Source organism: Nitrosomonas aestuarii, from assembly GCF_003046585.1.
Taxonomy (GTDB): Bacteria; Pseudomonadota; Gammaproteobacteria; order Burkholderiales; family Nitrosomonadaceae; genus Nitrosomonas; species Nitrosomonas aestuarii.
On sequence record NZ_QAAE01000001.1, the window covers coordinates 271,446 to 297,075 of the forward strand.

Genomic DNA, 25,630 nt, shown 5'->3' on the forward strand with positions numbered 1-25,630 from the left:
ATCATCCCCCAAATTCGCAAGAACTGGCTTGAATTTGTATGCTATTACGAAAGCACGCTTTGGTTGTTCAATTGAGTTAAAGGGATACAATGGATCCTGAAGGTGTTATTCTTTGACTGTGAAAGTCACAGGCTCGTGGACTGGTTGCTGGGAATTTTTGACAGCCGTATGATGAGACAATCACTGGTGCTAAAATGAACAGTGCTGCATCAGTTTGTTTAATGGGTTCAACCATGTGTTGCAAGTCGGGGAGGGCATGAATATGACAAAATCCAACATTCCGCCTAAACAGGGTCTGTATGATCCCATCTTTGAGCATGATGGCTGTGGGATTGGTTTTGTGGTGAATGTTAAGGGCAATACTTCTCATCTGATCGTGGAACAGGCGCTCACTGTACTGCAAAACCTGGATCATCGTGGTGCATGTGGTTGTGAAGAAAATACCGGTGATGGAGCCGGTATCTTAATGCAAGTTCCGCACGCTTTTCTCCAATATGCTTGCGAAGGTCTCGGTTTTCAGCTACCTAAGCCGAAGCAGTATGGCGTAGGGATGATTTTTTTGCCATCCGATAGAGAGCAGCGTCACGATTGTGAGAAACGCCTGGAAGATATCGTGCGCCGTGAAGGTCAGGATGTTATTGGGTGGCGCAGCGTTCCTACAGACAATTTCTATCTTGGAGAAAGCGCGAAATCGTGCGAGCCATTTATACGCCAGGTTTTTATTCGCCGCAATGAAATGCTTTCGGATGATATGGCATTTGAGCGAAAGCTCTATGTGATTCGAAAGCAAGCTGAAAATATTATTGGCAGCGGAGATATTGCCGGCGGTGATTATTTTTTTGTGCCCAGCCTTTCCTGTAAGACGCTTGTTTATAAAGGTATGTTAACGCCGCGGCAAGTCGTCACTTTTTACCCGGATCTCTCTGATCCTTTGGTTGAGTCGGCGCTGGCGGTGGTGCATTCACGTTTCAGCACGAATACATTTCCAAGCTGGGAACGTGCGCACCCTTGTCGTTACATCATACATAACGGAGAAATTAATACGCTGCGGGGCAATGAGAATTGGATGCATGCACGTCAGGCGATGCTGGCTTCCGATTTGTTTGGTGCCGACATGTCTAAGCTTTTTCCGGTCATTCATGAAGATGGCAGCGATTCGGCCAAGTTCGATAATTGTCTCGAGTTGTTGACACTGGGTGGGCGTTCCTTGCCGCATGCGATGATGATGATGATTCCGGAGCCCTGGGAAAATCATACCAATATGCCAGATGAGAAACGCGCCTTTTATGAATACCACAGCAGTTTCATGGAACCGTGGGATGGTCCGGCGTCGATTGCTTTTACCGATGGAACCAGCATTGGTGCTGTGCTTGATCGTAACGGTTTGCGTCCTTCCCGCTACTATGTCACCAAAGACGATCTGGTAATCATGGCTTCGGAAGTCGGAGTGTTGGATGTGCCGTCGGACAGGATACTCGAGAAGCGACAGTTACAGCCAGGGCGTATGTTTCTGGTGGATACTGAGAAACAACGGATCATCAGTGATGAAGAACTGAAATTGCAAGTGGCCGGTGAGCATCCTTATAGGCAATGGTTGAACGACAATCTCCTGCATTTTAGTGAATTGCCTGACATCGAGGAAACACAGTTGCCCTATGAACGCAATATTACATTGCAGCGGCAACTGGTTTTTGGGTTTAATTTTGAAGACTTGCGCGTCAATATTGGCCCCATGGCGGCCAATGGGATTCAACCTATCGGGTCGATGGGCACGGACACGCCGCTGGCTGTCCTGTCCGACAAACCTCAATTGCTTTACAGTTACTTTAAACAGCTTTTTGCTCAAGTGACCAATCCGCCTATCGACCCAATACGTGAAGAATTGATTACTGCTACAACACTGACCCTTGGGTCTGAAGGTAATCTACTGCAATCGAAGCCGGAAAACTGCCGTCAACTGAGATTGCAGCTACCTATTCTCAATAATGTCGAGTTGGAAAAGATTCGACGACTCAATCAGCCCGGACTCAATTCGGTAACGCTACCGATTCTGTTCAAGGTGGCTGACGGCAGAGCAGGGTTGGAGCAGGCGCTGGATGAGCTATTTCAGGCTGCTGACCAGGCTATCGCAACGGGCGCTACGATTCTGATATTATCTGATAAGGGCTTTGGCTGTGACCATGCACCGATATCCGGGCTACTGGCGTCGGCGAGCTTGCACCATCATTTGATCCGCACAGGAACACGAACACGCGTGGGACTGGTACTTGAATCCGGTGAGCCGCGAGAAGTACATCATTTTTGTTTACTGCTCGGCTATGGTGTGCAAGCGATCAATCCCTATATGGTTTTTGAGAGCCTGAACGGTATGATCAGCGAGGAAATGTTGACCGGCGTAACATATTCGGAGGCGGTTAAGAAGTATATCCAGGCAGCAGTCAAAGGCGTCGTGAAAGTCATGTCAAAAATGGGTATCTCCACGATTAAGTCTTACTGCGGTGCGCAAATTTTTGAGGCCGTCGGTCTGAATCAGGTATTGGTTGATAGATATTTTACCCGTACGGTCTCTCGTGTTGGCGGCATCGGCTTGGAAGAGATCGCTTTGGAAGCCAAGCGGCAGCATGCACGTGCTTTCTCAGTGCTTTCGCAGCGCACGTTGGACAACTATGGCCAGTATCAGTATCGTTTCGATGGAGAACTGCATCTGTTTAACCCGAAAACAATCCACTTGCTGCAGAAAGCCTGTCGTAACGCCGATTATGCATCATTCAAAGCATACACTGCACTTGTGAATGATCAATCAAAACGGTTTGCGACTCTGCGTGGTTTGATGGAACTGAAGATGGTGCCTGAATCTATTCCGATTGAAACAGTGGAGCCGGTTGAGGCAATTGTCAAGCGCTTTAAAACCGGAGCAATGTCATATGGTTCAATCAGTCAGGAAGCGCACGAAGCGCTTGCTATAGCGATGAACCGTATTGGCGGTAAAAGCAATACAGGTGAAGGCGGAGAAGATCCCGCACGTTATATTCCGGATTCAAATGGGGATTCACGTAACAGCGCCATCAAGCAAATAGCCTCAGGACGTTTTGGCGTCACCAGTTATTACTTGACGCAGGCGAAGGAATTGCAGATAAAAATGGCACAGGGAGCCAAACCTGGAGAGGGAGGCGAGTTACCGGGACGCAAAGCCTATCCTTGGATTGCAAGAGTACGCCATTCGACACCTGGAGTGGGCCTGATCTCACCACCGCCACATCATGACATCTATTCGATTGAGGATCTGGCTCAGTTGGTCCATGATTTAAAGAACGCAAATCATCATGCCCGTATCAGTGTTAAATTGGTTTCTGAAGCGGGTGTGGGAACCATTGCCGCCGGTGTAGCAAAAGGACGCGCCGATGTTGTGCTGATCAGTGGTCATGATGGTGGCACTGGGGCAGCGCCGCAAACCAGTATCAAACATGCCGGTTTGCCGTGGGAGCTTGGGCTGGCGGAGACGCATCAAACACTCGTACTCAATAATCTGCGTAGTCGCATTGTGGTGGAGACCGACGGTCAGTTGAAGACAGGGCGTGATGTAGTGATTGCGGCCCTGTTGGGTGCTGAGGAATTTGGTTTTGCAACTACAGCTCTGGTATCGCTCGGCTGTATTATGATGCGGGTCTGTCATCTTGATACGTGCCCTGTTGGCGTAGCCACGCAGAATCCGGCTTTACGTAAAAAATTTATGGGTGATCCATCACACGTGGTTAATTTTATGTATTTTATCGCGCAGGAAATGCGAGAAATAATGGCGCAAATGGGTTTTCGTACAGTCAACGAGATGATTGGTCGTACGGACAGACTTACAGTTAAGCAGGCAATCGAGCACTGGAAAGCAAAGGGACTGGACTATTCGTATATTCTCTATCAGCCGGAAGTTGCGCCAGAGGTGGGACGTTATTGCCAGTTTCCGCAAGATCATGGACTTGAGAACGCGCTTGATAATCTAGTGCTCCTTGATTTGGCTGAACCCGCGCTGGTGCGTCGTGAAAAAGTTAAGGCAACTTTGCCAATCCGTAATACAAACCGTGTGGTAGGAACAATACTCGGCAGCGAGATTACCCGGCGTTACGGCCCGGAAGGATTGCCGTGCGATACAATTCATTTTCATTTTCAAGGTTCTGCCGGGCAGAGTTTTGGCGCATTTATACCACCCGGCCTAACGCTCGAACTGGCAGGGGATGCCAATGATTATTTCGGCAAAGGTCTCTCCGGGGGTAAGTTGATCGTTTACCCCCCTTCAGAGTCTACGTTTATACCTGAACTAAATGTCATCGTCGGAAATGTGGCGTTTTACGGTGCCACTGGCGGCGAAGCTTATGTGCGGGGCATGGCTGGTGAACGATTTGGCGTACGCAACAGCGGTGCAAACATCGTGGTCGAAGGTGTCGGCGATCACGGGTGTGAATATATGACCGGTGGACGCGTTGTAGTCCTTGGGGCAACCGGACGTAATTTTGGCGCGGGTATGTCCGGTGGTATTGCCTATGTTTTTGACGCGCAAGAAGACTTCAGCAAACGCTGCAATCCTGGCAGCGTAGTCATTGAAGGTCTTGACGCGGAAGATATGAGCGAAGTTAAAGAAATGATTCGAAGGCATGCCGAGTGTACCCAAAGCGAATTCGCTTGGAAATTTCTTGCCTTGTGGGACAGCAGAGTGCATCAATTTGTCAAAGTGATGCCAAAGGATTATCGTCGTATGCTTGAGGCTATCCAGCGTGCTGAGCATGATGGATTGAGTGGTGAGGGTGCGGTTATGGCTGCATTTGAAGAAAACAAAAATGATATTGTCCGTGTCAGTGGGAACTAAAACTACTAATTATTCGAACCAAGTATTGGCATAGCAGGGAGGGATCGATAGCATGGGAAAACCGACTGGATTTATAGAGTTTCTGCGTGAACTGCCGAAAGATCGACCACCACTGGAACGAATTCATGACTGGCAGGAGTTTCATGAACATTTGCCGGAAAATAAGTTGCAGGAACAGGGCGGGCGGTGTATGGATTGCGGTATACCTTTCTGTCATACGGGGACACTGATAGGTGGTATGGCTTCCGGATGTCCGATCAATAATCTGATTCCCGAATGGAATGATCTGGTCTATCGTGGCCTATGGAAACAGGCGCTGGAGCGGTTGCATAAAACCAATAATTTTCCGGATTTTACCGGGCGAGTCTGTCCGGCGCCATGCGAAGGGTCCTGTGTATTGGGTATTACCGATCCACCGGTTACGATTAAAAACCTCGAATGCGCAATTATCGATAAGGGCTTTGAACAAGGCTGGGTGGTTGCAGAACCGCCAGTGCATCGTACGGGAAAGAAAGTCGCTGTCGTGGGTTCCGGTCCAGCAGGGCTTTCATGTGCTGCTCAATTGAATCGTGCCGGTCATCTGGTAACCGTGTATGAACGTGCCGATCGCATCGGTGGTCTGCTGATGTATGGCATTCCGAATATGAAGCTTGATAAAGCTGTTGTGCAGCGGCGTGTTGATCTATTGAGTCGGGAGGGAGTGAGTTTTATCACCAATACAACTGTTGGGATTGATCTGCCGTCAATCAAGCTGCATGAAGATTTTGACGCAATCGTTCTTTGTTGTGGTGCGACAAAGCCGCACGATTTGCAGATTGAAGGACGCAATCTTCAGGGTGTTCACTTTGCCATGGAATTTCTGCATGCCAACACTAAGTGTTTGCTGGATTCAGGCCTCGAATGCCGCAACCATATCTCAGCTAAGAATAAGCATGTTGTCGTGCTCGGTGGAGGAGATACCGGGACGGACTGTGTCGGCACTGCGATGCGGCATCGGTGTAAAAGCCTTACCCAGTTTGAAATTCTGGCTCGTCCTGCCGATGTGCGTCAACCTGACAATCCCTGGCCGGAATGGCCGAAAGTATACCGGCTTGATTATGGGCAGGAGGAAGCTGCCGCTCGTTTTGGTGCTGACCCCCGTAATTATCTTATTATGACCGAAGAATTTGTTGGAGACGGGCACGGCGATGTCAAAGCGTTACATACTATTGATATCGAATGGGCAAAGGATGAGCATGGCCGTCTTTTTCCTAAAAAAATACCCGGAACTGAAAAAATCTGGCCGGCTGACCTGGTATTGCTGGCCATGGGATTTTTGGGCCCAGAAGACACGATTCTTGATGAACTGGCCATTGAGCGGGATGCGCGCTCAAATGCAAAGGCCGACGAAGGGGCATACAGAACTAATGTTGATGGGGTATTCGTTGCGGGCGATATACGACGTGGTCAGAGCCTGGTGGTTTGGGCTATCAACGAGGGGCGCGGTGCCGCGCGTGAATGCGACCGTTATTTAATGGGCACAACCCGGTTACCCTGAGCTGAAGGCTTATGAAAATATTTCTCGGACGATTGTTGTAACCAGACCTGCAGTTTTTGTCAATTGAAGCGTCCAGGCATGTTTAAACCTGTCAGCATGAGTGTCAGTTGCCTGACATTAATGCGACTAAAAACAGATATTTTCTTGTTCATTCGGGAGTGTGTTTGACTTAATGTTGGGGCAACGTATAATAAATTTGTGTAAAAACACTTATTTCTATATGCTATTTATCAATTTTAATTCAATTGGTTATAAATATATGATTCAGTTTAGACTCATTCTGATCCTGTCGTTTCTTGTGCCGGTTATGGCAACAGCAAACACGCAATTATTTACTTCAGTCGACACAAGCAGTTCAAAATCCGCATCAGATGCATCACCAACTGTTTCCGGCAATGTATCGTTTGCTTCTGAACCAATTGTGATGGCTCGAAACATAGACACAAATGATTCTGCAACTGTGATGTCAAGGTCCCGTGCGCCAGCAAGTCCGTCCAATTTTATGCCTGAGCTACAGGTAGGAGAAGGAGTAATATTGCCGCGGTTTAAAGTGGAAGGCTCGGCAGAAGGCTTAAAGTTACATAATTTTGCTACCCATGGACCAGGTATTAGAGACTGGAGTCAAAAATTTCCTTATTCGCTAAAAAATGGAAAAGCCTATTATGCTGGCGGTAATCATGGTGTACCTCACAAGTATGACGATGTCTGGTCATATGATGTAGTTACGAATACTTGGACAATGGAGAGTGTGCCGACGCCGGGAGTCCATACGCTTCATACCTATTGGTGCCTGGATTATGATGATGCTTCAGATAGGTTAATCCAATATGCGAGAATCAGTGATGCAACCGGTAAATGGCCTTTATTGCAAGATCCGGATCCCGATATTTATTTGATACAGTGGCGAAAAAGCACAAAGACGTGGGAGGCTTTTCCTTTGCAGGATATGAATGCTCTCAAAAATGGTTTTGGATGCGCAACAGTGCTGCTTCCTGACGTTAATCGACTGATTACCTACGCCGGGAACTGGGATGGTTCGGGAATGCAGTCAGTAGATTTAACAACGGGCAAAGTAGAGACGCTTTTGTCAAACCGCGAATTATATTTTGAAAACTTTGATAATACTCCAAGGGATCGTTTAGGTATGGAGTATGTTGGTAACGGCAAAATCATCGCTTGGGAGCATCATAGCAAGTTTACCTACGATCTGGTAACAAACCAATGGACAAAAGAAGAGAATTTTTGGCCGCTGAATTTACAATCAGGGGGGACTGCGGTGGCTTATGACCCGGTCAATGGTTTGCTGTTTTTCCATAGTCAAGGCAAGTTCTGGTCGTACGAACCAGTTACAAATAAAATTGAGATGCTAAACATACCAGGTATGCCAAATGCCAGGAAAGAGTCACTCATGTATTATGATATTAGAAATAATGTATTAGTGTTGTATGAGGATAACGCGACTAGCATGTTTGTATATCGGCATGGGGATGGCACGGTAAGACGTCAATCAATCCCGACTCCAATGCCGCAGCGCGTTGCGCCTTGACCTTGATATCCTGTATAACTTTTAACCGGAGAGATGATGGGGCTGGTGTTAGTCAATTAATAGCTGGCATATCGAAATTAAGTTATGCAAGCTTCATTGAAAGCCGCATTTTGAACGTTCTATTTTGCTATTTAGTACGTGACTATATGTATAGTGGCAGTTTTATTTTTATATAACATCGAGTAGGTAGTGATCAGAAATTTAAATAAGTCCGAGTACCCACTCAGGAAAAATACCGAAAGCTATTATAAGCAGAGTGATAGTAACTACAATGATCAGTGTTCCCTGTGAATATTGTGCAGCACCCAGGTTTGTTTCATTTGTATCATAAAATACATTTAAGATGCGTAAGTAGTAATAAAAAGCAAGCGCCGTATTGAGTACCGCTATGATTGCGAGTATTGTATGACCGGCTTCAATGGCGGCGCCAAAGGCGATCAGTTTGGCAATAAATCCTGCGGTTGGAGGAACACCTGCGAGAGCCAGCAGACATACTCCCATAGCTATTCCCAGTACAGGGTGGCGTCGACCCAGTCCACGAAATTCTTCCAGATCTTGTCGATCCTGGTCGTGGCGAGTGAATGCGGTTATGACTGCAAAAGTTCCCAGATTCATCAGCGCATAGGTTAGAGCATAATAAATGGCTGCGTCACGACCCAGGGAATTCCCTGCTGCCAGAGCAACAAAGATATAGCCGAGATGCGCAATGGACGAATAGGCTAGCAATCTTTTTAAATTCTGTTGATGTAGTGCCAGAAGATTGCCTGCTACCATACTGGCTACCGCAAGCATCCATATTAATGGCAGCAAAGCTTCCCATATATGTTGCAACTGCATGCATAATAGCCGAATCAAAAATACCAGAGCAGCCACCTTTGCAATACTTGCAAACAATGCTGTTATCGGTGCGGGCGCAGCCTGATAAATATCCGGTGCCCACATGTGAAAGGGTATCAATGCCAGTTTGAACCCCACACCGACCAGAATCAAGGTTACAGAAATCGCAAGCAATTCTGCGTTGGTGGTCACAGCGCCCAATACCGTTAAGTCTATGGTGCCGGCGCTTGTGTATGCCAGAGCAGTTCCATATAGAAAAAATGCAGCTGCAAAACCGGCAAGTAGAGCATATTTTACGCCACCCTCAATTGCGCCGTTGCGTGCCGGTTGCCAGGCAACAAGAGCGAATAGAGGCACCGTTAAAATTTCGAGCCCGACAAAGGCCATCATAAGATTTTGTGAAGCTATGAGCAGCGTCATGCCCAATGTGGAAAACAGAAGCAGACTTAAATATTCTTCGCGTACCTCGTTTTTAATCGGCGTGTAACCGGAAGAGAGAATGATGATGACTGCGGTGCCAAACATAAAAAACTGAGTAAACAATCGGCTTAAGTTGTCGGTTACCAGCATGCCATTCACTTCATGCGGTGCATCCCAGAACAAAGTGGCTACAGCCCCGAGGAATAAAAAAGCTATCGCAACCATTGTTAATATTTGCGTCGAGACAGGTTTGGGCCAGACACCTAGAGCAAGTATCGTTAGTCCGCCCAGGATGAGAGCAATAAAAGGTGCCAGACTAATCAGGTCAGCGGAATGCATCTTCCGTTCCTGTCATTATTGCGGGATTAGATTCGATGATGCCGGTTGCGGGGACTTGCAGGTAATCGAGGAAGGGTGCTGGGTACAGACCCAGCCAAAGCACAGTCACTGCCAGTAACGTCAGTATCAGCATTTCACGGCGATCAAGGTCTACCCAGATACGATCGCTGCTTTGCTCACCCAGCATTGCACGTTGGTACATCCATAGCAGATAGATAGCACTGGCGACAATACCCATGGCGCCTGCTATGGCAAGACTAGCTGAGACTTGGTATACACCGGCTAAAACTAGAAATTCACCCACAAAATTGGCCAATCCCGGCATACCCATAGCAGAAAGTGTGAAGAGTAGCAGCATGGCACCCAAGCGAGGCATCGGTGACAATAAACCGCCCATACAAGACAGCAAGCGGGTGCCGGTTCGTTCTTCCAACATGCCGATAGTCGCGAACATGGCGCTTGTTGTTGCACCGTGCGCAAGCATCAGAAGCATGGCGCCGTGCAGGCCTTCCTGGTTCCAAGTATAGATGCCAAACACGACGAAACCAAGATGACTGATAGAGGAGTAAGCAATCAGCCGCTTTATGTCTTCCTGCACCAAGGCCAGTAAGGCGCCGTAGAGGATGCCGACCACGCCTAGTGCCATAGCAAATGGTGCAAAATCTATAGAAGCTTCAGGGAAAAGCGGCAAGCAAAAACGCAGCAGGCCATAGGCTCCGGTTTTTAACAATAGGCCAGCGAGAATAATACTGCCTGCAGTCGGCGCTTCTGTATGAGCATCGGGCAGCCAGCTGTGGATGGGGAAAAGCGGAATTTTAACGGCGAAGGCAACAAAAAATCCGAGCATTAGCCACATTCCGGTGTCACCAGACAGATTGGTATGTAGCAGCTTAAAGTAATCGAAGGTGTAAATGCCGGTCTGCTCACCGTGAATAAAATACAGTCCGAGAATCGCTACCAGCATCAGCAAAGAACCCGTTACTGTGAAAAGAAAGAATTTGTAGGCAGCGTAGAGCCGTCGCTCATGTCCCCATAATCCAATCAAAAAATACATTGGCACCAGCATAAGCTCCCAGAACACATAGAACAGTATCAGATCCAATGCCAGAAAGACGCCAATAATACCCGCCTGGGTGGCAAGCAGCAGTGCAGCGAAAGTGGACCAGTTATGGCTAATTGAGCGCCATGAAACGAGTATCGCTATCGGAACAAGCAGTGTGGTTAGCAATACCAGCAGCAGGCTCAGGCCGTCCATCCCCAGCAGAAACTGAATACCCATTGTCGGAATCCAGGGAACCTGAACTATGTATAGGTAGCCGTCAGAGTCAGGGCTTGCGATCCACCAGAGACCCAGTGCAATAGACAGCTCAACAGTGGAGATGGTTAACGCGGCCCAGCGAACGTAGATTGTTTTGTTGTGGCCTGTCAGTGCGATCATGAGCGCGCCTGACAAAGGCAGGAATATTAATACACTTAACAACCAGTTCATAGTATTCTCACCATAGCCAATAACCCAATAGGAAAACGGCTCCAGCGCTGATCATCAGGGCGTAGCGACTTAACAAGCCATTTTGTGTGGCGCTTAGCCGCATATGTCCGAGCCGGAGTCCTGCCAACAATCCAGTGATACTTTTATTAAGCACGCCGTACTCCAGGCCATCTCGGCAGGCTGTAGCAACAGTCATACCTGAACGTGTCATTTTTTGCAGCGTCCCCTCAATTAAGAGCGCTTCCACATTCTTAAAAAAGCGAGCCAGCGTGAAATAAGGACGTATCAGAATAATTTGATAGAGCGCGTCAAAATTCCAGCCGGTACGCAAAAACGCTGCCAAAGGCAGCTCGAATCCCAACTTTTCACGGCGCACAAGAACGAGTGCGACCCCGATACCGATCAACGGCAGCACACAGGCGATGAATTGCAGACTGTAAGCAGTCGCAAGTGTGGGATGGCTTGCTGATCCAAGTTCATCCCTCAGCCAGTCACTCCACAGGTGCAGGCCTGGCCAACCTTCGGGAAACTCAACAAAGCCAACGACAAGGCTTGCAAGGGCTAGGATAGACAATGACCATGTCATTGGAGCGGGGATTGGAGGCATTGGTGAGCCGGATCGTGAACCTTGGAATACAAAAAAGTAAACGCGAAAAATATAAACTGCCGTCAACAGCGAACCGAAAGCTGCAAAAGCCCATAATAAAGGGCCTGTAGGTGCAGACCATGTGGCGGTTAGAATGGCTTCCTTACTATAAAAGCCAGCGGTAATGATAGGAAAGCCTGCTAACGATGCAGCACCGATCAGAAAACACCAGCGTATCAGTGATGAGTGATTGCCGCGTTTACCCAGATTGTGAATATTGTGTTCATTGTCATTGGTACGGATCATTGTGCCGGCTGTCAAGAACAGTAAGGCTTTAAAAAAGGCGTGTGTAGTTAGATGGAGCAATGCCAACGCGTTGGCGCCGCAACCCAGTGCCAGAAACATATAACCAACCTGACTGATTGTAGAATATGCCAGTACTCGCTTGATATCGTTTTGTGCCAGTGCCGCGCTGGCCCCATAGATAATGGTCAGCGTGCCGATGGCCGCTACAGACCATTGAACCTGAGGTGCCAGTTCGAACAAAGGATAAGTACGTGCGATCAAGTAAACGCCGGCTGTAACCATAGTGGCGGCGTGAATCAATGCAGAAACCGGACTGGGTCCTGCCATGGCGTCCGGTAGCCAAATCTGTAACGGTAATTGGGCCGATTTGCCGATAGCGCCGCCAAGGATCAGCAATGCTGCCAGGATGGGCATCTGTGAACCTGTTTCCCACTGTACCGTGGCATTTGCAAGTAGGACTGACACCGACAGTTCATTAAACTCGTTGAACAGCAGGAAAATACCGAGCGCCAGTGATAGGTCACCGATACGGGTGGTGATGAACGCTTTACGACCTGCACTGGCACGCAGTGGGTCCCGGTACCAGAATCCAATCAGGGCAAAAGAACAGAGTCCAACCAGTTCCCATCCCAAATAGAGCAACAACAGATTATCGGCAAGTATCAGAAGCAGCATGCCCGCCAGAAATAGATTGAGAAAAAAATAGTAGCGGCGTTGATCGCTGTCACCGGCCATAAAAGTTATCGAGTAGATATGAATCAGCAAACCGATACTACTGACTACACTCACCATTACCAAGGCAAGGCGATCAAGCGTAAATCCTATTGTTGGCATCCAGTTGCCTACTCCTATCCATGTGTAAAGCGTTTGCTGGAGCGGCTGGCTGGTGGCGGCACCCATCAACCATGCCAACAGCACGGTCAGAAAAGCAACGGCTGCGGCACAACTTGCCAGAATAGAGAAATGTCTTTGCTTTAGGTATCCTCCCAGCAAGGCGATTATCAGTGCACCGAGCATGGGTGAACCGGGAATCAACCACAGAAACTGGCTCATGGCGCTCCACCTTTGGTGTCATCCTTAAGCCGGGTGAGCATGTCCACCTGTGTCGTTTTGAGGTGTTCAAAAGCTAACCACACCAGAATCAACGCTACGGCCAGTTCGGCTGCAGTGACTACCATCAGGAAAATGGTCAATACCTGACCATCAGGATTATTCCAGTATTGACCGGCTGCTATGGCCGTCAAGGCTACCCCGTTGAACATGACTTCTAAGCCCATCAAAATGAAAAGCAGTTCGCGTCGTAGCAGTATGATTGCAAGCCCCAGTACGAACAGGAGTGCTGCAATAGTAAGACTGTGGCTGAGCGGAATCATGAGCGTTCCTTACGGCTGAGATAAAGCGCGGCTACGAGTGCCGCCAATAATAAAACGGCAGCGACTTCTACTACCAGAAGATAGGGCCCGAACAATGCAAGTCCCACTGCTTTGGGTTCAATTGCTGTAATATTATTTGTTGCTGTAATCTGGAATCTGTTGAGTATCCACAACAGTTCCAGTAATAGTATCAGCGCCAGGAATGCAGGTCCTTTCCAGCCGGATGCCAGTGGCGCTGACTGGTTTTGTCCGGGTCGCAGATTCATCACCATAATCAGAAATAAAAACAATACCATGATTGCTCCGGCATAAATCATGACTTGAAGAGCGGCCAGCAGTGGTGCTCCGAGCAGAAAAAATAACAATGCCAGCGCCAGTAAAGATATGACAAGATAGAGTGCGGCATGCACCGGATGAGGCGCTATCAATATCGCACTGGCAGCAAGCACTGCGATGGCGCTGGTGAGATAAAAAATAATTTCATACATAGTCTGTATTCATTGGATTGAGGGTTACTATGGCAATTTTTTGTACTCTTCAGTTGACTGTCAATTGCTGTATGATGCATCGCATCAAAAAGGGGCCGTCTTTTGTCAGGGTAGATTATTATCACGATCCACTGGCGACATATCGGTTTCAGCAGCACCAATCTTTTTTCCGCTTATCGCAACACCAGCATGCCGGTAAAAATTATAGCCTGGGTATTTTCCCTGTCCATCGATCAATAGCTGTTCTTTGTTATATATCAAACTTTCATGACGGCGCTCGCACATTTCGAAATCCGGTGTGAGTTGAATTGCAAGCGTTGGACATGCTTCCTCGCAAAATCCACAGAAGATACAGCGACTGAAATCAATGGAAAAGGTTTCCGGATAGCGGCGCCCGTCATCATTTTGACGTGCCTGCAGATGGATACAATCCACCGGGCATACCGCCGAGCATAAGTAACAAGCAACACAGCGCTCTTCGCCGTCAGGGTCACGTGTAAGCACAATGCGCCCGCGCCAGCGTGAGGGTAACGGGCGTTTGATTTCGGGATAAGACACCGTTTCACGTTTTACAAAAGCGTGGCGCAGCACTGTCCATAGTGAGCGGCATAGTCCCAAAATCAGTGTTGGTACGGGTTTATTCGTTCGTTTCTTTTGCATGGCTATTAACCTTCCATCCAGAACAATCCTAATACCGCTGTAACCATGAGGTTAACCAAGGCTGCGGGTAATAAGAACTTCCAACCAATATGCATAAGTTGATCGTAACGCAGTCGCGGCAGACTTGTGCGCAACCAGAAGAATAGAAAAATCAATGCTAGTGTTTTTATGGTGAACCAGACGGCACCAGGAAACCATGGGCCATGCCAGCCGCCTAAAAACAGAACCGTTGCCAATGCCGCAATAAGGAGTACACCAATGTACTCGCCCAGAAAAAAGAAAGCGAATTTGATATCGCCGTATTCAGTATTGTAACCGGATGCCAGTTCGTTTTCAGCTTCAGGAAGGTCGAATGGCAAGCGATTGGTCTCGGCAATGCCGCATATCAGGAAGATAATGAATCCGATGGGTTGCAAAATAATAAACGGTATTTCCTGAGCCGAAACAATATCTACCAGGCTAAATGAACCGCTTAATATCACGACACCCATGAGCGCGAGTCCCATCGGTAATTCGTAACTGATCATTTGTGCAGCAGAGCGCAGGCCGCCAAACAACGGATATTTGCTGTTGGAAGCCCATCCGCCAAGCATAATGCCGTAAACCCGCAACGAAGACAGTGCCATTATAAACAGTAAAGCGATATTAATATCTGCCAGCCACCAGTTATAGCTTACTGGTACGACAACAAAACTGAGCAGCGCGGTGAAAGGGACAATAATTGAAGCGATAATATAGATTTTACGATCGGCAAAAGGAGGCACGAAGTGTTCTTTGGTTACCAGTTTCAGAAAATCGGCAGCGGGTTGCAATATGCCAAAAGGGCCGGCGCGATTGGGGCCGAGGCGATCCTGCAGCAGCGCGATTATCCGGCGCTCACCATAAACCATCAAGGCCGCGATAGAAAACAATACCAGCAGTACTAGCGCCAGCCCTGAAAGCGTCAGAAGCCATTGAATGAGATTCATAACACTTTTTCCAGTTCAATTGGGTCGCCGTGGCCGAGGCCTAGTCTAACGAGCACGTTACGTCCGATGCCGACTGTGCCAGCAGCTATGTTTTGATTAAGCTGCACGGGGAGTACTACTGAATCGGCAGAGCCACGCAGTCTGATTTTAGAACCATCCACAATGCCTGTTGCAGTGGCAGTTGCCTGTTCAATCATTGCAATAGTTGCTGGTGCAAGCGAAGTCAGGCCTGGTGCAAAGCTGGCAAGCGTTTCATCGCCGTACCAGCTCATCAGAGCAGTCTGCCATGTACTATTATTGCTGGATAGCAGTGGGGAGCCCGCAGATGGAGAGTCTGATATGGGTGGCAAGGATACGGGGATCGGTGATCCTAAGGTACCCGGTGCAGGTACCTGGAAATCAGGAAAAGTATCTTGCAGTACAGATAAAACATCTTGCCGTGAACATTCGAGATACTTGGCCAGGTCTGCAATCACGTCCGCTGCACTGGGCAGGTATTCAGGGCGATGGAAAACAGGTAAGAAGCTCTGGGCACGGCCTTCGTAGTTGACAAAAGTACCCCCGCGTTCTGTCCATGCGGCTACAGGAAACAGAATATCAGCTGCTTCTGCAGTGGCTGTCAGAATACAGTCGAGAACGATCAGCGTGTTGAGATTCCTGCATGCTGCACGCCAGCGCAAGCCAAAACGCGGGTCGCTGAATGGATCATTACCCGCAACAATCAAAGTCTTGATTTTTCCTGTTTCAACTGACTCAAGAATCTGCATGGCATTGCCCTCCGGTGCAAGTAAAGCACTTCCATAAGCATTGGGACCGGATAATGCGTATGTGAGCCTGGCATTGGGTCCTAACGTAATTGCCAGTTTTGCAAGAACGGACGCATCCGTTGCCGTTAGCGTTTCGATCGTGCCGATCAGTAGCGGTTGCCGGGCTTTTATCAGGGATTTCGCGATGACTGCCATTGGGTCATCAGAAATGTCTCTGCCTGCCAATAGGGCGTTAATAAGTGTGCACAAATGTGATAGCTTTGCATACATTTCCCGAGGCGGCACCGTTATTGCACTGGTTGTGAACTGGGCCAGCGGCGTGGGGCTACTGTGAAACAGTGTCAGTTCAGCGCCTTTGCGATACGCTTGGCGTAAGGCCAGATCAATCATCGGGGCATGTGCGGTCAGATCACCTATAATCAATGCTGCGTCAATCTGTTCCATTTCAATTAGGGACGGGGCGCCTGCCGAATTTTGCAGCCAGCTGACGGCAGCGATTGTTGCAGCTTCCAGTGCAGGATCATTAAATGCTGTAAAGACCCCGCCTACTTCATTAAGCAAGGCTTGCAGCATTGTGTTACCTTCCAGATCCTCCCGTGCCGAACCGATCCCTCCAATACAGTTTTGAGTCGCTTTGATCCGTGTTGTGGCTGCGTTAAGTGCCTTGTGGTAACTTGTGTTTTCACCTGAGACGCGTGGTGACAGCAGACGGGCGCAATGTTCACTGTACTGATGACCATAGCGCCCGCGGTCACAGATAAACCAGCGGTTGAGTTCGGGATGCGTCCGAGAGCGGACCCGGCGCAGCGTGCCGTCTCTTGCGCCGGGTAGCGTATTGCAACCGACGCTGCAGTGAGGACAGATGGAAGGTGCGGTATTCAGATCCCAGGCACGCGCAAACCGTTGCCGAAATAGGGCGTCGGTAAAAACGCCAGTCGGACAGATCTCGACCAGATTGCCGGCAAAGGGGCTTTCTAGCGGCCCATCCTGAAAGCGTCCAAAATAAACTTCGTTGCGCAAACGCATGGCACCGAGATCATTACCCAATGCATAATCCTGGTAAAAGCGAGTGCAGCGGTAACAAGTAATACAGCGGTTCATCTCATGGTGAATCAAGGGGCCCAGATCCTGATTTGTGAAAGTGCGCTTGCGGCCGCGGTAGCGCCGATAGGGCGGACCGCAAGTGACAGTCATTTCCTGCAAATGACATTCGCCGCCTTCATCACAGATCGGACAGTCATGAGGATGATTGATCATCAACAATTCTATAACATGTCGCCTTACCTGTTGTGCTGCGGCAGCTGAGACGGAAACTTCCAGACCTTCTTTGGCGGGCTCAAGACAAGCCATTGTCAGTCGTGGGGCCTCGTTGGAATTTTTGGGTTTGATTTCCACGGCGCAGAGGCGGCAGGCGCCGAGACTGTCAAGCGCGGCATGATAGCAAAAATGGGGAATTTCCACATCGGCTTCCAGCGCAGCGCGAAGTATATTATCACCAGGTTTGAAAGCAATGGTGCGACCGTCAATCAAAATCGTACTCATGGTTGTCTCTCACCTTGAGTGGTTGTGTCAAAAGGACAATGTCCGTTTGTGACATGTTGTTCGTAGTGGGTGTGAAAGCACTGTATGCTGCTGATGAGTGGCATCACGGCGCCTGGCGCGAAAGCGCAGAAAGATTGTGAAGCAACAGTGGCGCACAGTTCATCCAGTAATGCCAGATCGTCAGCGTGGCCTTCACCGCTAGCAATGGCAGTTAAGATCTGCGCCAGATAAGGTAATCCGTCACGGCAGGGTGTGCAGAAGCCACACGATTCGCGCGCAAAGAAGCGCATTAAATTCAACGTAAACTCGACGGGACAGGTGCTATTATCCAAAACGATAAGACTGCCAGTGCCGAGTCGTGACCCCGCTTTAGCGACCGGGTCAAAGTCCATGGGCAAATCAAGATGTTCGGGCAACAAAAAAGCTGTTGAGGCACCGCCGGGTAAAAAGCCGAGCAGTGTTCTTCCCTCATCTAGACCGCCGGCATGTTCAAATATCAATTCCCCCGCCGGCGTGCCGCAGGGCAATTCAAACAAGCCTGAATGCCGTACTTTGCCACTGACACAAAATAATTTGGGGCCGCAGCCACCGTTGACACCAAGACTACGAAACCAGTCTGCGCCATTGAGCAGAATATGGGGAATATTGACCAGTGTCTCGACATTGTTCGTGGTGGTGGGCTGACCCCATAATCCATGTGTGCTGGGTCGCGGTATTTTAGGGCGCGGGTTAGGGCGTTTGCCTTCGATGGCGTTAATCTGAGCGGTCTCTTCACCACAAATATAACGCCCGCCACTTAGATGCACTTCAATTTGCAGATTAAAGCCGCTGCCGCAAATACTGGACCCCAGTAGTCCGGCTGTTTCTGCTTCCTGGATAGCCTGATTCAAACTATGACCGCCTTTGGCATATTCACCCCGAACAAAAATGAAAGCACGTTCAGCCTGGAGTGCATATGCGGAAACGATGACAGCTTCGATGATCTGATGTGGACCGCCATAAAGCAGATAACGATCCTTGAAAGTGCCAGGTTCTGATTCATCCAGGTTGCAGATTAAATAGCGTGGTGATGGAGCATCTGCACCCCGTAGGCGCCACTTCAGTCCACATGAAAACCCTGCTCCGCCACGTCCGCGCAGATCAGCGGCTTCCACTGTTTCGATGATTTTCTCGGGTTTGAGATCGAATGCGGCGGACAGACTGCAGTAACCACCGATCGCTTGGTAAGCGGCCAGGTTCAGGGGGGTGGTAGCATCAAGATGACGAGTCAGCAGGGTTTCCACTATACTAATCTCCTTTTTGTAAGCGCTGAAGCAATGCTTCCAGAGAGGCATTATTCAATGGCCCCAGTGCTTCTCCGTCAACAAGCGCCGCAGGTGCCTTATCGCAGAGACCCAGGCAAATACTTGGTAACACGCTAAGGGCGCCATTCGGTGTAATCGCGCCTAAAGGTCTGTGAAGATATTTTTCAGCTGACTCCAATAATTGATCGGCTCCGCGCATGTTGCAGCATACGCTGTCGCAGATTTGAACAACGTGACGACCGGGAGGGCGACGGTAGATCAGGCTGTAAAAGGTGGCCAGTTCTTCTAATTCGGTTGTTGACAAGCCGGTGATCTGAGCGAGTTTTGTAATTGCCATGTCGTCAAGATAGCCAAGTTCGGCCTGCAGGTTCTGCATGGCCGGCACCGCCGCCGCTCGTCTTCTTGGATGAGTACGTGACAGGTGAGCTAGATTTTTTTGCAGGACTTCAAACGTGTTCATATCAGCGTTTCCTTTAACGATCAATGTCGGCGAGGATATAGTCTATGGATCCGAGAATAGCAATCAGGTCTGCTAAAAGGTGCCCGGTAGCCAGTGGTGCAAGAGCTTGCATATGCGGGAATGAAGGTGTGCGAATACGCAGACGGTAAGGATGTTCTGTGCCGTTGCTGACGACAAAATAGCCGTTCATTCCTTTGGGTGCTTCGGTGATAAATAGGCTTTCTCCAGACGGAAAAGTCATTCCCTGCCCGACAGTGATGAAATGGTGAATCAGTGTTTCAATATCTTGCAGCGTTGCTTCCTTGCGCGCAAAAGCGTAGCGCGCCTGGTCGGAAAGTACAGCGCCATTTGGCATGTTTTGTATGGCCTGTTCGACGATACGCAAGCTTTGACGGATTTCTTCCAGGCGTACTTCGGCACGGGCCAGAGAGTCGCCCTCAATGGCGGTAGGTATCTCGAAATCATATTGTTCATAACCACTATAGGGACGACACTTGCGCAAATCCCACGCAAGGCCGCAGGCTCTAAGATTGGGTCCGCTGACGCCCCAGTCGATTGCTTCCGTAACTGACAGGATACCAATGCCACGGGTACGGCCACGCATTATAGGGTTATGTGTAAGCAACGCTTGGTATTCGTCTATTGCAGCTGGCATGCGTTTTAGAAATGCCTGTATCGCTTCGTGCCAGCCCTCGGGCAAATCCATAGCCACGCCGCCGATACGAAAAAAAGCTGGATGCATACGTCCGCCAGTAATCAATTCTACTGCGTCGAACAGATATTCGCGATCCCGAAATGCATAGAATGGAGGCGCCAACGCGCCCAGATCATGTGAGTAACTAGCTAGCCAGACCAGGTGACTGGAAATACGGAATAATTCACAGAGCATCACACGGATTACTTGAGCACGTTCCGGTACTGTTATACCGGCGAGCTGTTCCACTGCCAGTAAGTAAGGGAGTTCATTTTGTACGCCGGACAGATAGTCTATACGATCAGTGTAGGGTATGTAACTGTGAAAAGTTTGACGTTCAGCCATCTTTTCTGCACCGCGGTGATGAAATCCAATATCGGGACGAACATCACGAATTTCCTCTCCTTTCAGCCTTACCACCAGACGAAGTAAACCATGCGTGCCGGGATGCGTGGGGCCGATATTGAGCGTCAACTCTTCAGTGTCATCCATCGGTTCGCGATAATCTTCGGCACGGTAACTTTCCATAATTTCACGATAATGTGCCTCAGGTAGCTGGTAGGGTGGCATATCGGTGGCGCGATTAGGGTGCTCTTTGCGCAGAGGGTGACCTTCCCAGTATTCAGGCATGAGTATGCGTACTAAATTAGGGTGATTGTCTACGTGAATCCCGAACATGTCGTAGAGTTCGCGTTCGTACCAGTTCGCGGCTCGCCAGACAGAACAGATGCTGGGCAGTACCGGGTTTTTCGCAGGTAAATTGACTTTGATGCGCAAATCGGCGTTGCCTGACAAGGATAACAACTGATAGAACACGGTCAGTCCGCCGTTTCTCTCTGTTTCGTCTATGGCAGACAGATCAAAAAGCATTTCAAAGTGGGGTGTTGCCTCGTATTTGAGAAATTCGAGCGTTTCAGTAACGCGTTCAAGCGGTACTGAAAGGGTTTTGACCCTATCATGCGACAGCTCGCAGGGAGTGGCGTTAAAACGTGTTTCTAATTGCGTGCTTAGCGTCATTTTGCCGTCAGTCATCAGTTACTCTCCGACTTTCAGGCCTAGTGGGCGACGCTCATTACCAATTGATTCTTGAAGTAAGACCAATCCCTCTAACAATGCTTCTGGCCGCGGCGGGCAGCCCGGTACATAAACATCCACTGGAAGAATCTGGTCGATTCCCTGTACCACGCTGTAGATATCATACATGCCGCCGGAATTGGCACAAGAACCCATGGAAATAACCCACTTGGGTTCGAGCATTTGATGATAGAGACGCAGGATCATGGGTGTCATTTTGATGAATACGGTACCAGAAATGATTAATAGATCAGACTGGCGCGGCGTGCCGCGCATGACTTCGGCACCGAAACGGGCTATATCGTGGCGCGGCGTAAAAGTTGCCATCATTTCAACAAAACAGCAGGAAAGTCCAAAATTGAACGGCCATAGGGAGTACTTCCGTCCCCAGGACACGACCTCTTCCAGTTTGCCGAAAACGGCTGTCAAAGGTCCTTGGTTATTTTGTCTGGGGCCCATGCCAAACCTCCTTTGCGCCATTCATAAATTAAACCAAGCAGCAGGATCGCGATAAAAATGCAAGCGCCAACCACACCTCTGGCACCCAGTTCCCAATATGCTACAGCCCAGATAAAAAGAAAGACCGCTTCAATATCAAACACCAGAAAAGAGACGGCAACTATATAAAAACGCACCGGCATACGCGCACGCGCGTCACCTGTTGGAGGAATGCCGCATTCATAAGGCTGTTCTTTATCCCACTGTGACCGGTAGCCGCCCAGCCATCGGGACAACCAAAGCAAGCCCAACAGTGCAGACAATATAAGCAGTGCAAAAAGGCCGATAACAACAGCAGGTTCCAGGTTTTGCATTTGCATTCCCCATGGCTTTATGAACGGGTCTTAGAACTATTTGTATCTGCTGCATTCTTTTCCATTGATTTCTGCAAACAGTAAACATAAAAGCAGCTGGAAACGTAGCAGAGTCTGGAAAAAAGCTTTTATTCACAGAAGCTACGGTAAGTTGAATCAATTGTCAAGTAAGTGAATTATTGGTATGCCTTACAGATTATGAGTCGCTTATTTTGGATGTTTTACCATTGCTGTTGCGTTAGTATAGAACTAAAGCCAATTGTTTGTCGGACTTGAATTTGAGTTTTCGAGAGTCAAACGCGAATTGGCAGAAGCCAAGATGGATCGGGACTTCATGAAAAAGTGTGCGGTCCTTCTTGTGAAGGAATTACGGTGAAATACGGGATAGTTGATTCTATGCGACAAACTTATCCGGCAACTTTCATGTGTCGGGTATTTGATGTTTCAGAGAGTGGCTTTCACGCATGGATATTTCGGCCGAAAGTGTGAACAGGAACGTGAGAAAGGACGACTTGAAATAGAAATGCCGGCTGCGCATCAGTGTATCCGGGAAACCTATAGAGTAAAGCGCCTGCATAGTGATTTGACAGACCGTGGCGTGCGAACATTACGAGAGAAACTGGTTTTGCGTTGTAAACAGATGCAAAAATTCAAAATGACGACTGATTCCAGAGAATCTTTGCCAGTCGCTCCCACTGTTTTGAATCGGTAAATTGCTGTTAGCGCGCCTGACAAAGCGCGGGTAAGCGATCTTACTTATAGTGCTACTGCTGAAGGCTGGTTGAATCTGGCCGAAATAAAGGATTTATTTGGTGGTAGACTGGAGGGTTGCGATGAGTGAGAATATTGCCAGGAAACTGGTTATACAAGCATTATTTCGGTCAACAGCGGATAGACATTCATCTGCGGGGCTGATTCTGCGCTCGTATCCGTCGAAGTCAGTATTGTGCAAGTGAATACCGGCAGCTTAATCCTGTGGACTCCATAGTCAACAACACACAGGAACATTGATGAGTATTTAAATCGGGCGAATTATAATAATTCAGCTTCCGTGATGAAATTTCGACAAACATTTTTTATTTGTCAGGTAATGCTTATATGAGTTACGGACATTTTACTGAATGACTGTGCTGAATTGAAAGCAGCTTTTCTATTGATGCAAAACTCGATATAGTTCAGCTGTCCAATGAAAGTAGAGATCTGTAAAAAAAGGTGATGTACATATGAACAATGAATCAACTGAAAATAATAAAGATTCAACGAAAGGTAAAATTTCCTTTCCGCCCCTGACCAAGAAGGAATCGCCCGAGAGTGCGAGAGATCCGTTGCGAATATTAATGGAAATTGCCGCAGATCCTGATATTGATAGCAATACCAAGGCGTGGTTATTTGATTTCTCGGTCTCCCGGTTTAATAATCGCAGGCGCATGGCTTATCTTTCATTGATAGCTATAATCGTGTTCATGATTTTCTTGATTTTTGGTGCAGTGCATGACGGGATAAGTGTGTGCGTGGTAGAAAAAACATGTAAAGGTATCATGGCAAGTATCAGTGAGATTAAGGAATTACTGATATGGATAGGTGGTTTCTTAACCACTATTGTTGCTGCCTATTACGGTGTAACCAGCTTTCGACCGTCAAGCTGATTCATTTAAGATAATCTCTGTTGCTATTTGAGTCCACCATTACTTATATCCATAAATTTTAAATTTTTATTAAAAATAAACAGGTTATTGTTTGAAGTTTGACAAAGCACTCATAAAAAAGATTGACGCTGTATTGCCACAAACGCAATGTGGTCAATGCGGGTTTGATGGTTGCGAACCTTACGCAACTGCAATTGTGGAAGGACGCGCAGATATTAATCAATGTCCGCCAGGTGACGCCAGTGGAATACAGAAAATTGCCGCGTTGTTGGATATCGACCCCAAACCGTTAAATACAAGTCACGGCTTGCCGAAACCCAGGGCGGTTGCAGTGATTGATGAGAATCTTTGTATCGGCTGTACCTTCTGTATTCAGTCTTGTCCTGTGGATGCCATAGTCGGAGCTGCAAAGCTTATGCATACTGTGATCGCTGATGAATGTACCGGCTGTGAGTTATGCGTCGCGCCTTGCCCAATGGATTGTATTAGTATGGTCTCTGTCAGCGAGCAATCTGAATATGCCACTGAAGAATACAGCAAGAGAGCTGATCGGGCGCGTATGCGCTATCAATTCAGGCAGAAAAGGGTTGGACGGAAGAAAGTCAGTGTAAAAGAAAAAACCATTCTGGAAGCCCCGTCCAGGTCGGATGGCCCGCTACTTCCAAATGAAGAACGTAAGCATGCCATTGTGCAAGCGGCGCTTAAACGCGCTGCTGCCATGCGTGCGCAGGCGAATAAATAATCTTGATTTGAGTCAATTGCAGGTAATTGTATGAATTCAGTCAAGCGACACGAGATTTTTGTATGCCTGAAATCTGCGAATCCACACCCTACTACGGAACTGGAGTATCAAACGCCTTTTGAGTTATTGATAGCGGTAATTCTTTCCGCGCAGGCTACTGACAAAAGTGTCAATCTGGCCACACGAAAGCTGTTTCCGCAAGCCAATACAGCGCAACAATTGTTTGAGTTAGGCGCGGCAAGGCTGCTCGACTGTATTAAAAGTATTGGACTCTACAAAACCAAAGCTAAAAATATTCTTGCAACTTGTCAACTTTTGATTCAACAATATGACGGCGAAGTGCCGCGTACACGGGCGCAGCTGGAAAAATTGCCGGGTGTCGGCCGCAAAACTGCAAATGTTATCTTGAATACCGCATTTGGGGAACCTACGATTGCAGTCGATACACATATTTTTCGTGTCGCAAACCGCACGGGGCTTGCGCCCGGTAAGAATGTGCTGGAAGTCGAACGAAAGTTGCTTAAGGTGGTACCTAAAGAATACAGGCATGATGCCCATCACTGGTTGATTTTGCATGGACGCTACATCTGCAAGGCCAGAAAACCGGAATGTGCCAAGTGCATTATTGCGCATTTGTGCGAATTCAAGGACAAAACGATTTAATTAATAATTTAAGCTTTTGATGATATGTTCAAACCAACCAGAGATCAGGCACGCCAATTATTCTTTGATACCTGGGGTAAATATCGCCGCAAAGAAGTATTGACGGGAATTGAACAAATTGCTTTGGAAGTGATCCTGTTGCATCCTGAGTACCACAGCATCCTTGAGAATGAAGTGCGTTACCGCGATCAAGATTATCTTCCGGAAATGGGCGATACCAATCCATTTTTGCACATGAGTATGCATGTTGCGATTAAAGAGCAGTTGTCCATTGATCAACCGATCGGTATCTGCGAGCGTTTCTTGCGATTACAACAACAGACAGGCAGCGAGCACGAGGCAACCCATCGGGTGATGGAATGTCTGGCCGAGATGCTGTGGCAGGCGCAACGTAATCAGACTGCACCGGATGCAATTATTTACTTTGATTGTCTAGATAAACAGTTAATAAAGCCGGTGAAAAAATAGAAAATCGCATTGAACGCTCAAAACGACATATTTAAAAAGCAGAACAATATTCCA

21 protein-coding genes are annotated in these 25,630 nt (G+C 48.2%); 8 read left to right on the forward strand and 13 right to left on the reverse strand.

Annotated features, from left to right (window positions below):
- The first annotated feature begins 262 nt into the window (after positions 1-262).
- From gltB to C8R11_RS01325, 3 genes are all read left to right on the forward strand, one after another.
- On the forward strand, positions 263-4,855 hold the full coding sequence (gene gltB / locus C8R11_RS01315) for a glutamate synthase large subunit (protein WP_107794114.1): 4,593 nt from the start codon (positions 263-265) through the stop codon (positions 4,853-4,855).
- 52 nt (positions 4,856-4,907) lie between these two features.
- On the forward strand, positions 4,908-6,392 hold the full coding sequence (locus C8R11_RS01320) for a glutamate synthase subunit beta (RefSeq protein WP_107794115.1): 1,485 nt from the start codon (positions 4,908-4,910) through the stop codon (positions 6,390-6,392).
- 220 nt (positions 6,393-6,612) lie between these two features.
- A complete protein-coding gene (locus C8R11_RS01325) occupies positions 6,613-7,938 on the forward strand; it encodes a Kelch repeat-containing protein (protein ID WP_146159040.1) in 1,326 nt (441 codons plus the stop codon).
- A 201-nt stretch (positions 7,939-8,139) separates the two neighbouring features.
- On the opposite strand, the gene C8R11_RS01330 is transcribed toward C8R11_RS01325, so the two are convergent.
- The 13 genes from C8R11_RS01330 to C8R11_RS01390 form a co-directional block, all read right to left on the reverse strand.
- Positions 8,140-9,534 (reverse strand): NADH-quinone oxidoreductase subunit N, encoded by a 1,395-nt coding sequence (locus tag C8R11_RS01330; RefSeq protein WP_107794117.1) that lies wholly within the window; start codon positions 9,532-9,534, stop codon positions 8,140-8,142.
- Complete coding sequence (locus tag C8R11_RS01335) at positions 9,521-11,023, reverse strand: complex I subunit 4 family protein (RefSeq protein ID WP_107794118.1); 1,503 nt, start codon at positions 11,021-11,023, stop codon at positions 9,521-9,523. The genes C8R11_RS01330 and C8R11_RS01335 overlap by 14 nt, the downstream gene beginning before the upstream one ends.
- Positions 11,024-11,030: 7 nt before the next feature.
- The gene (gene nuoL, locus C8R11_RS01340) at positions 11,031-12,968 is read right to left on the reverse strand and encodes an NADH-quinone oxidoreductase subunit L (protein WP_107794119.1); all 1,938 of its coding nucleotides are present in this window, start codon (positions 12,966-12,968) and stop codon (positions 11,031-11,033) included.
- Entirely contained in the window at positions 12,965-13,288 is a 324-nt protein-coding gene (nuoK, locus tag C8R11_RS01345) for an NADH-quinone oxidoreductase subunit NuoK (RefSeq protein WP_090698633.1), read from the reverse strand. Before nuoK ends, nuoL begins: the two co-directional genes overlap by 4 nt.
- Entirely contained in the window at positions 13,285-13,776 is a 492-nt protein-coding gene (locus C8R11_RS01350) for an NADH-quinone oxidoreductase subunit J (protein ID WP_107794120.1), read from the reverse strand. Before C8R11_RS01350 ends, nuoK begins: the two co-directional genes overlap by 4 nt.
- Before the next feature lie 105 nt (positions 13,777-13,881).
- Positions 13,882-14,436, reverse strand: coding sequence for an NADH-quinone oxidoreductase subunit NuoI (nuoI, locus tag C8R11_RS01355; protein WP_181258121.1), 555 nt, complete (start codon positions 14,434-14,436; stop codon positions 13,882-13,884).
- A gap of 5 nt (positions 14,437-14,441) precedes the next feature.
- Positions 14,442-15,404, reverse strand: a complete 963-nt coding sequence (gene nuoH, locus C8R11_RS01360; RefSeq protein WP_107794121.1) for an NADH-quinone oxidoreductase subunit NuoH — start codon at positions 15,402-15,404, stop codon at positions 14,442-14,444.
- Positions 15,401-17,713 carry an NADH-quinone oxidoreductase subunit NuoG gene (nuoG, locus tag C8R11_RS01365; protein ID WP_107794122.1) on the reverse strand — a complete coding sequence of 771 codons (2,313 nt, stop codon included), beginning with the start codon at positions 17,711-17,713 and terminating at the stop codon, positions 15,401-15,403. Before nuoG ends, nuoH begins: the two co-directional genes overlap by 4 nt.
- The gene (locus tag C8R11_RS01370) at positions 17,710-18,996 is read right to left on the reverse strand and encodes a complex I 51 kDa subunit family protein (protein WP_107794123.1); all 1,287 of its coding nucleotides are present in this window, start codon (positions 18,994-18,996) and stop codon (positions 17,710-17,712) included. Before C8R11_RS01370 ends, nuoG begins: the two co-directional genes overlap by 4 nt.
- A 4-nt stretch (positions 18,997-19,000) precedes the next feature.
- A complete protein-coding gene (gene nuoE, locus C8R11_RS01375) occupies positions 19,001-19,477 on the reverse strand; it encodes an NADH-quinone oxidoreductase subunit NuoE (protein WP_107794124.1) in 477 nt (158 codons plus the stop codon).
- 13 nt (positions 19,478-19,490) lie between these two features.
- Entirely contained in the window at positions 19,491-21,203 is a 1,713-nt protein-coding gene (nuoD, locus tag C8R11_RS01380) for an NADH dehydrogenase (quinone) subunit D (RefSeq protein WP_107794125.1), read from the reverse strand.
- Between the two features lie 3 nt (positions 21,204-21,206).
- Positions 21,207-21,704: an NADH-quinone oxidoreductase subunit B gene (locus C8R11_RS01385; protein ID WP_244907507.1), complete on the reverse strand. Its 498-nt coding sequence runs from the start codon at positions 21,702-21,704 to the stop codon at positions 21,207-21,209.
- A complete protein-coding gene (locus C8R11_RS01390; RefSeq protein ID WP_219908516.1) occupies positions 21,671-22,057 on the reverse strand; it encodes an NADH-quinone oxidoreductase subunit A in 387 nt (128 codons plus the stop codon). Before C8R11_RS01390 ends, C8R11_RS01385 begins: the two co-directional genes overlap by 34 nt.
- 451 nt (positions 22,058-22,508) lie before the next feature.
- Between C8R11_RS01390 and C8R11_RS01395 the strand changes: the two genes are divergently transcribed.
- From C8R11_RS01395 to C8R11_RS01415, 5 genes are all read left to right on the forward strand, one after another.
- On the forward strand, positions 22,509-22,769 hold the full coding sequence (locus C8R11_RS01395; RefSeq protein ID WP_146159041.1) for a hypothetical protein: 261 nt from the start codon (positions 22,509-22,511) through the stop codon (positions 22,767-22,769).
- Positions 22,770-23,280: 511 nt separating this feature from the next.
- Complete coding sequence (locus C8R11_RS01400) at positions 23,281-23,703, forward strand: hypothetical protein (RefSeq protein WP_090698605.1); 423 nt, start codon at positions 23,281-23,283, stop codon at positions 23,701-23,703.
- A gap of 91 nt (positions 23,704-23,794) precedes the next feature.
- A complete protein-coding gene (gene rsxB, locus C8R11_RS01405; RefSeq protein ID WP_107794129.1) occupies positions 23,795-24,445 on the forward strand; it encodes an electron transport complex subunit RsxB in 651 nt (216 codons plus the stop codon).
- A 30-nt stretch (positions 24,446-24,475) separates the two neighbouring features.
- A complete protein-coding gene (gene nth, locus C8R11_RS01410; RefSeq protein WP_107794130.1) occupies positions 24,476-25,108 on the forward strand; it encodes an endonuclease III in 633 nt (210 codons plus the stop codon).
- Between the two features lie 24 nt (positions 25,109-25,132).
- A complete protein-coding gene (locus C8R11_RS01415) occupies positions 25,133-25,576 on the forward strand; it encodes a DUF1841 family protein (RefSeq protein WP_107794131.1) in 444 nt (147 codons plus the stop codon).
- Positions 25,577-25,630: the final 54 nt, after the last annotated feature.

Excerpts from the sequence above, each read along its gene's own strand:
- gltB (WP_107794114.1), top strand. The coding sequence starts at position 263 with ATGACAAAATCCAACATTCCGCCTAAACAGGGTCTGTATGATCCCATC.
- C8R11_RS01320 (WP_107794115.1), top strand. The coding sequence starts at position 4,908 with ATGGGAAAACCGACTGGATTTATAGAGTTTCTGCGTGAACTGCCGAAA.
- C8R11_RS01325 (WP_146159040.1), top strand. The coding sequence starts at position 6,613 with ATGCTATTTATCAATTTTAATTCAATTGGTTATAAATATATGATTCAG.
- C8R11_RS01330 (WP_107794117.1), bottom strand. The coding sequence starts at position 9,534 with ATGCATTCCGCTGACCTGATTAGTCTGGCACCTTTTATTGCTCTCATC.
- C8R11_RS01335 (WP_107794118.1), bottom strand. The coding sequence starts at position 11,023 with ATGAACTGGTTGTTAAGTGTATTAATATTCCTGCCTTTGTCAGGCGCG.
- nuoL (WP_107794119.1), bottom strand. The coding sequence starts at position 12,968 with ATGAGCCAGTTTCTGTGGTTGATTCCCGGTTCACCCATGCTCGGTGCA.
- nuoK (WP_090698633.1), bottom strand. The coding sequence starts at position 13,288 with ATGATTCCGCTCAGCCACAGTCTTACTATTGCAGCACTCCTGTTCGTA.
- C8R11_RS01350 (WP_107794120.1), bottom strand. The coding sequence starts at position 13,776 with ATGTATGAAATTATTTTTTATCTCACCAGCGCCATCGCAGTGCTTGCT.
- nuoI (WP_181258121.1), bottom strand. The coding sequence starts at position 14,436 with ATGCAAAAGAAACGAACGAATAAACCCGTACCAACACTGATTTTGGGA.
- nuoH (WP_107794121.1), bottom strand. The coding sequence starts at position 15,404 with ATGAATCTCATTCAATGGCTTCTGACGCTTTCAGGGCTGGCGCTAGTA.
- nuoG (WP_107794122.1), bottom strand. The coding sequence starts at position 17,713 with ATGAGTACGATTTTGATTGACGGTCGCACCATTGCTTTCAAACCTGGT.
- nuoE (WP_107794124.1), bottom strand. The coding sequence starts at position 19,477 with ATGAACACGTTTGAAGTCCTGCAAAAAAATCTAGCTCACCTGTCACGT.
- nuoD (WP_107794125.1), bottom strand. The coding sequence starts at position 21,203 with ATGACTGACGGCAAAATGACGCTAAGCACGCAATTAGAAACACGTTTT.
- C8R11_RS01385 (WP_244907507.1), bottom strand. The coding sequence starts at position 21,704 with ATGGGCCCCAGACAAAATAACCAAGGACCTTTGACAGCCGTTTTCGGC.
- C8R11_RS01390 (WP_219908516.1), bottom strand. The coding sequence starts at position 22,057 with ATGCAAAACCTGGAACCTGCTGTTGTTATCGGCCTTTTTGCACTGCTT.
- C8R11_RS01400 (WP_090698605.1), top strand. The coding sequence starts at position 23,281 with ATGAACAATGAATCAACTGAAAATAATAAAGATTCAACGAAAGGTAAA.
- nth (WP_107794130.1), top strand. The coding sequence starts at position 24,476 with ATGAATTCAGTCAAGCGACACGAGATTTTTGTATGCCTGAAATCTGCG.
- C8R11_RS01415 (WP_107794131.1), top strand. The coding sequence starts at position 25,133 with ATGTTCAAACCAACCAGAGATCAGGCACGCCAATTATTCTTTGATACC.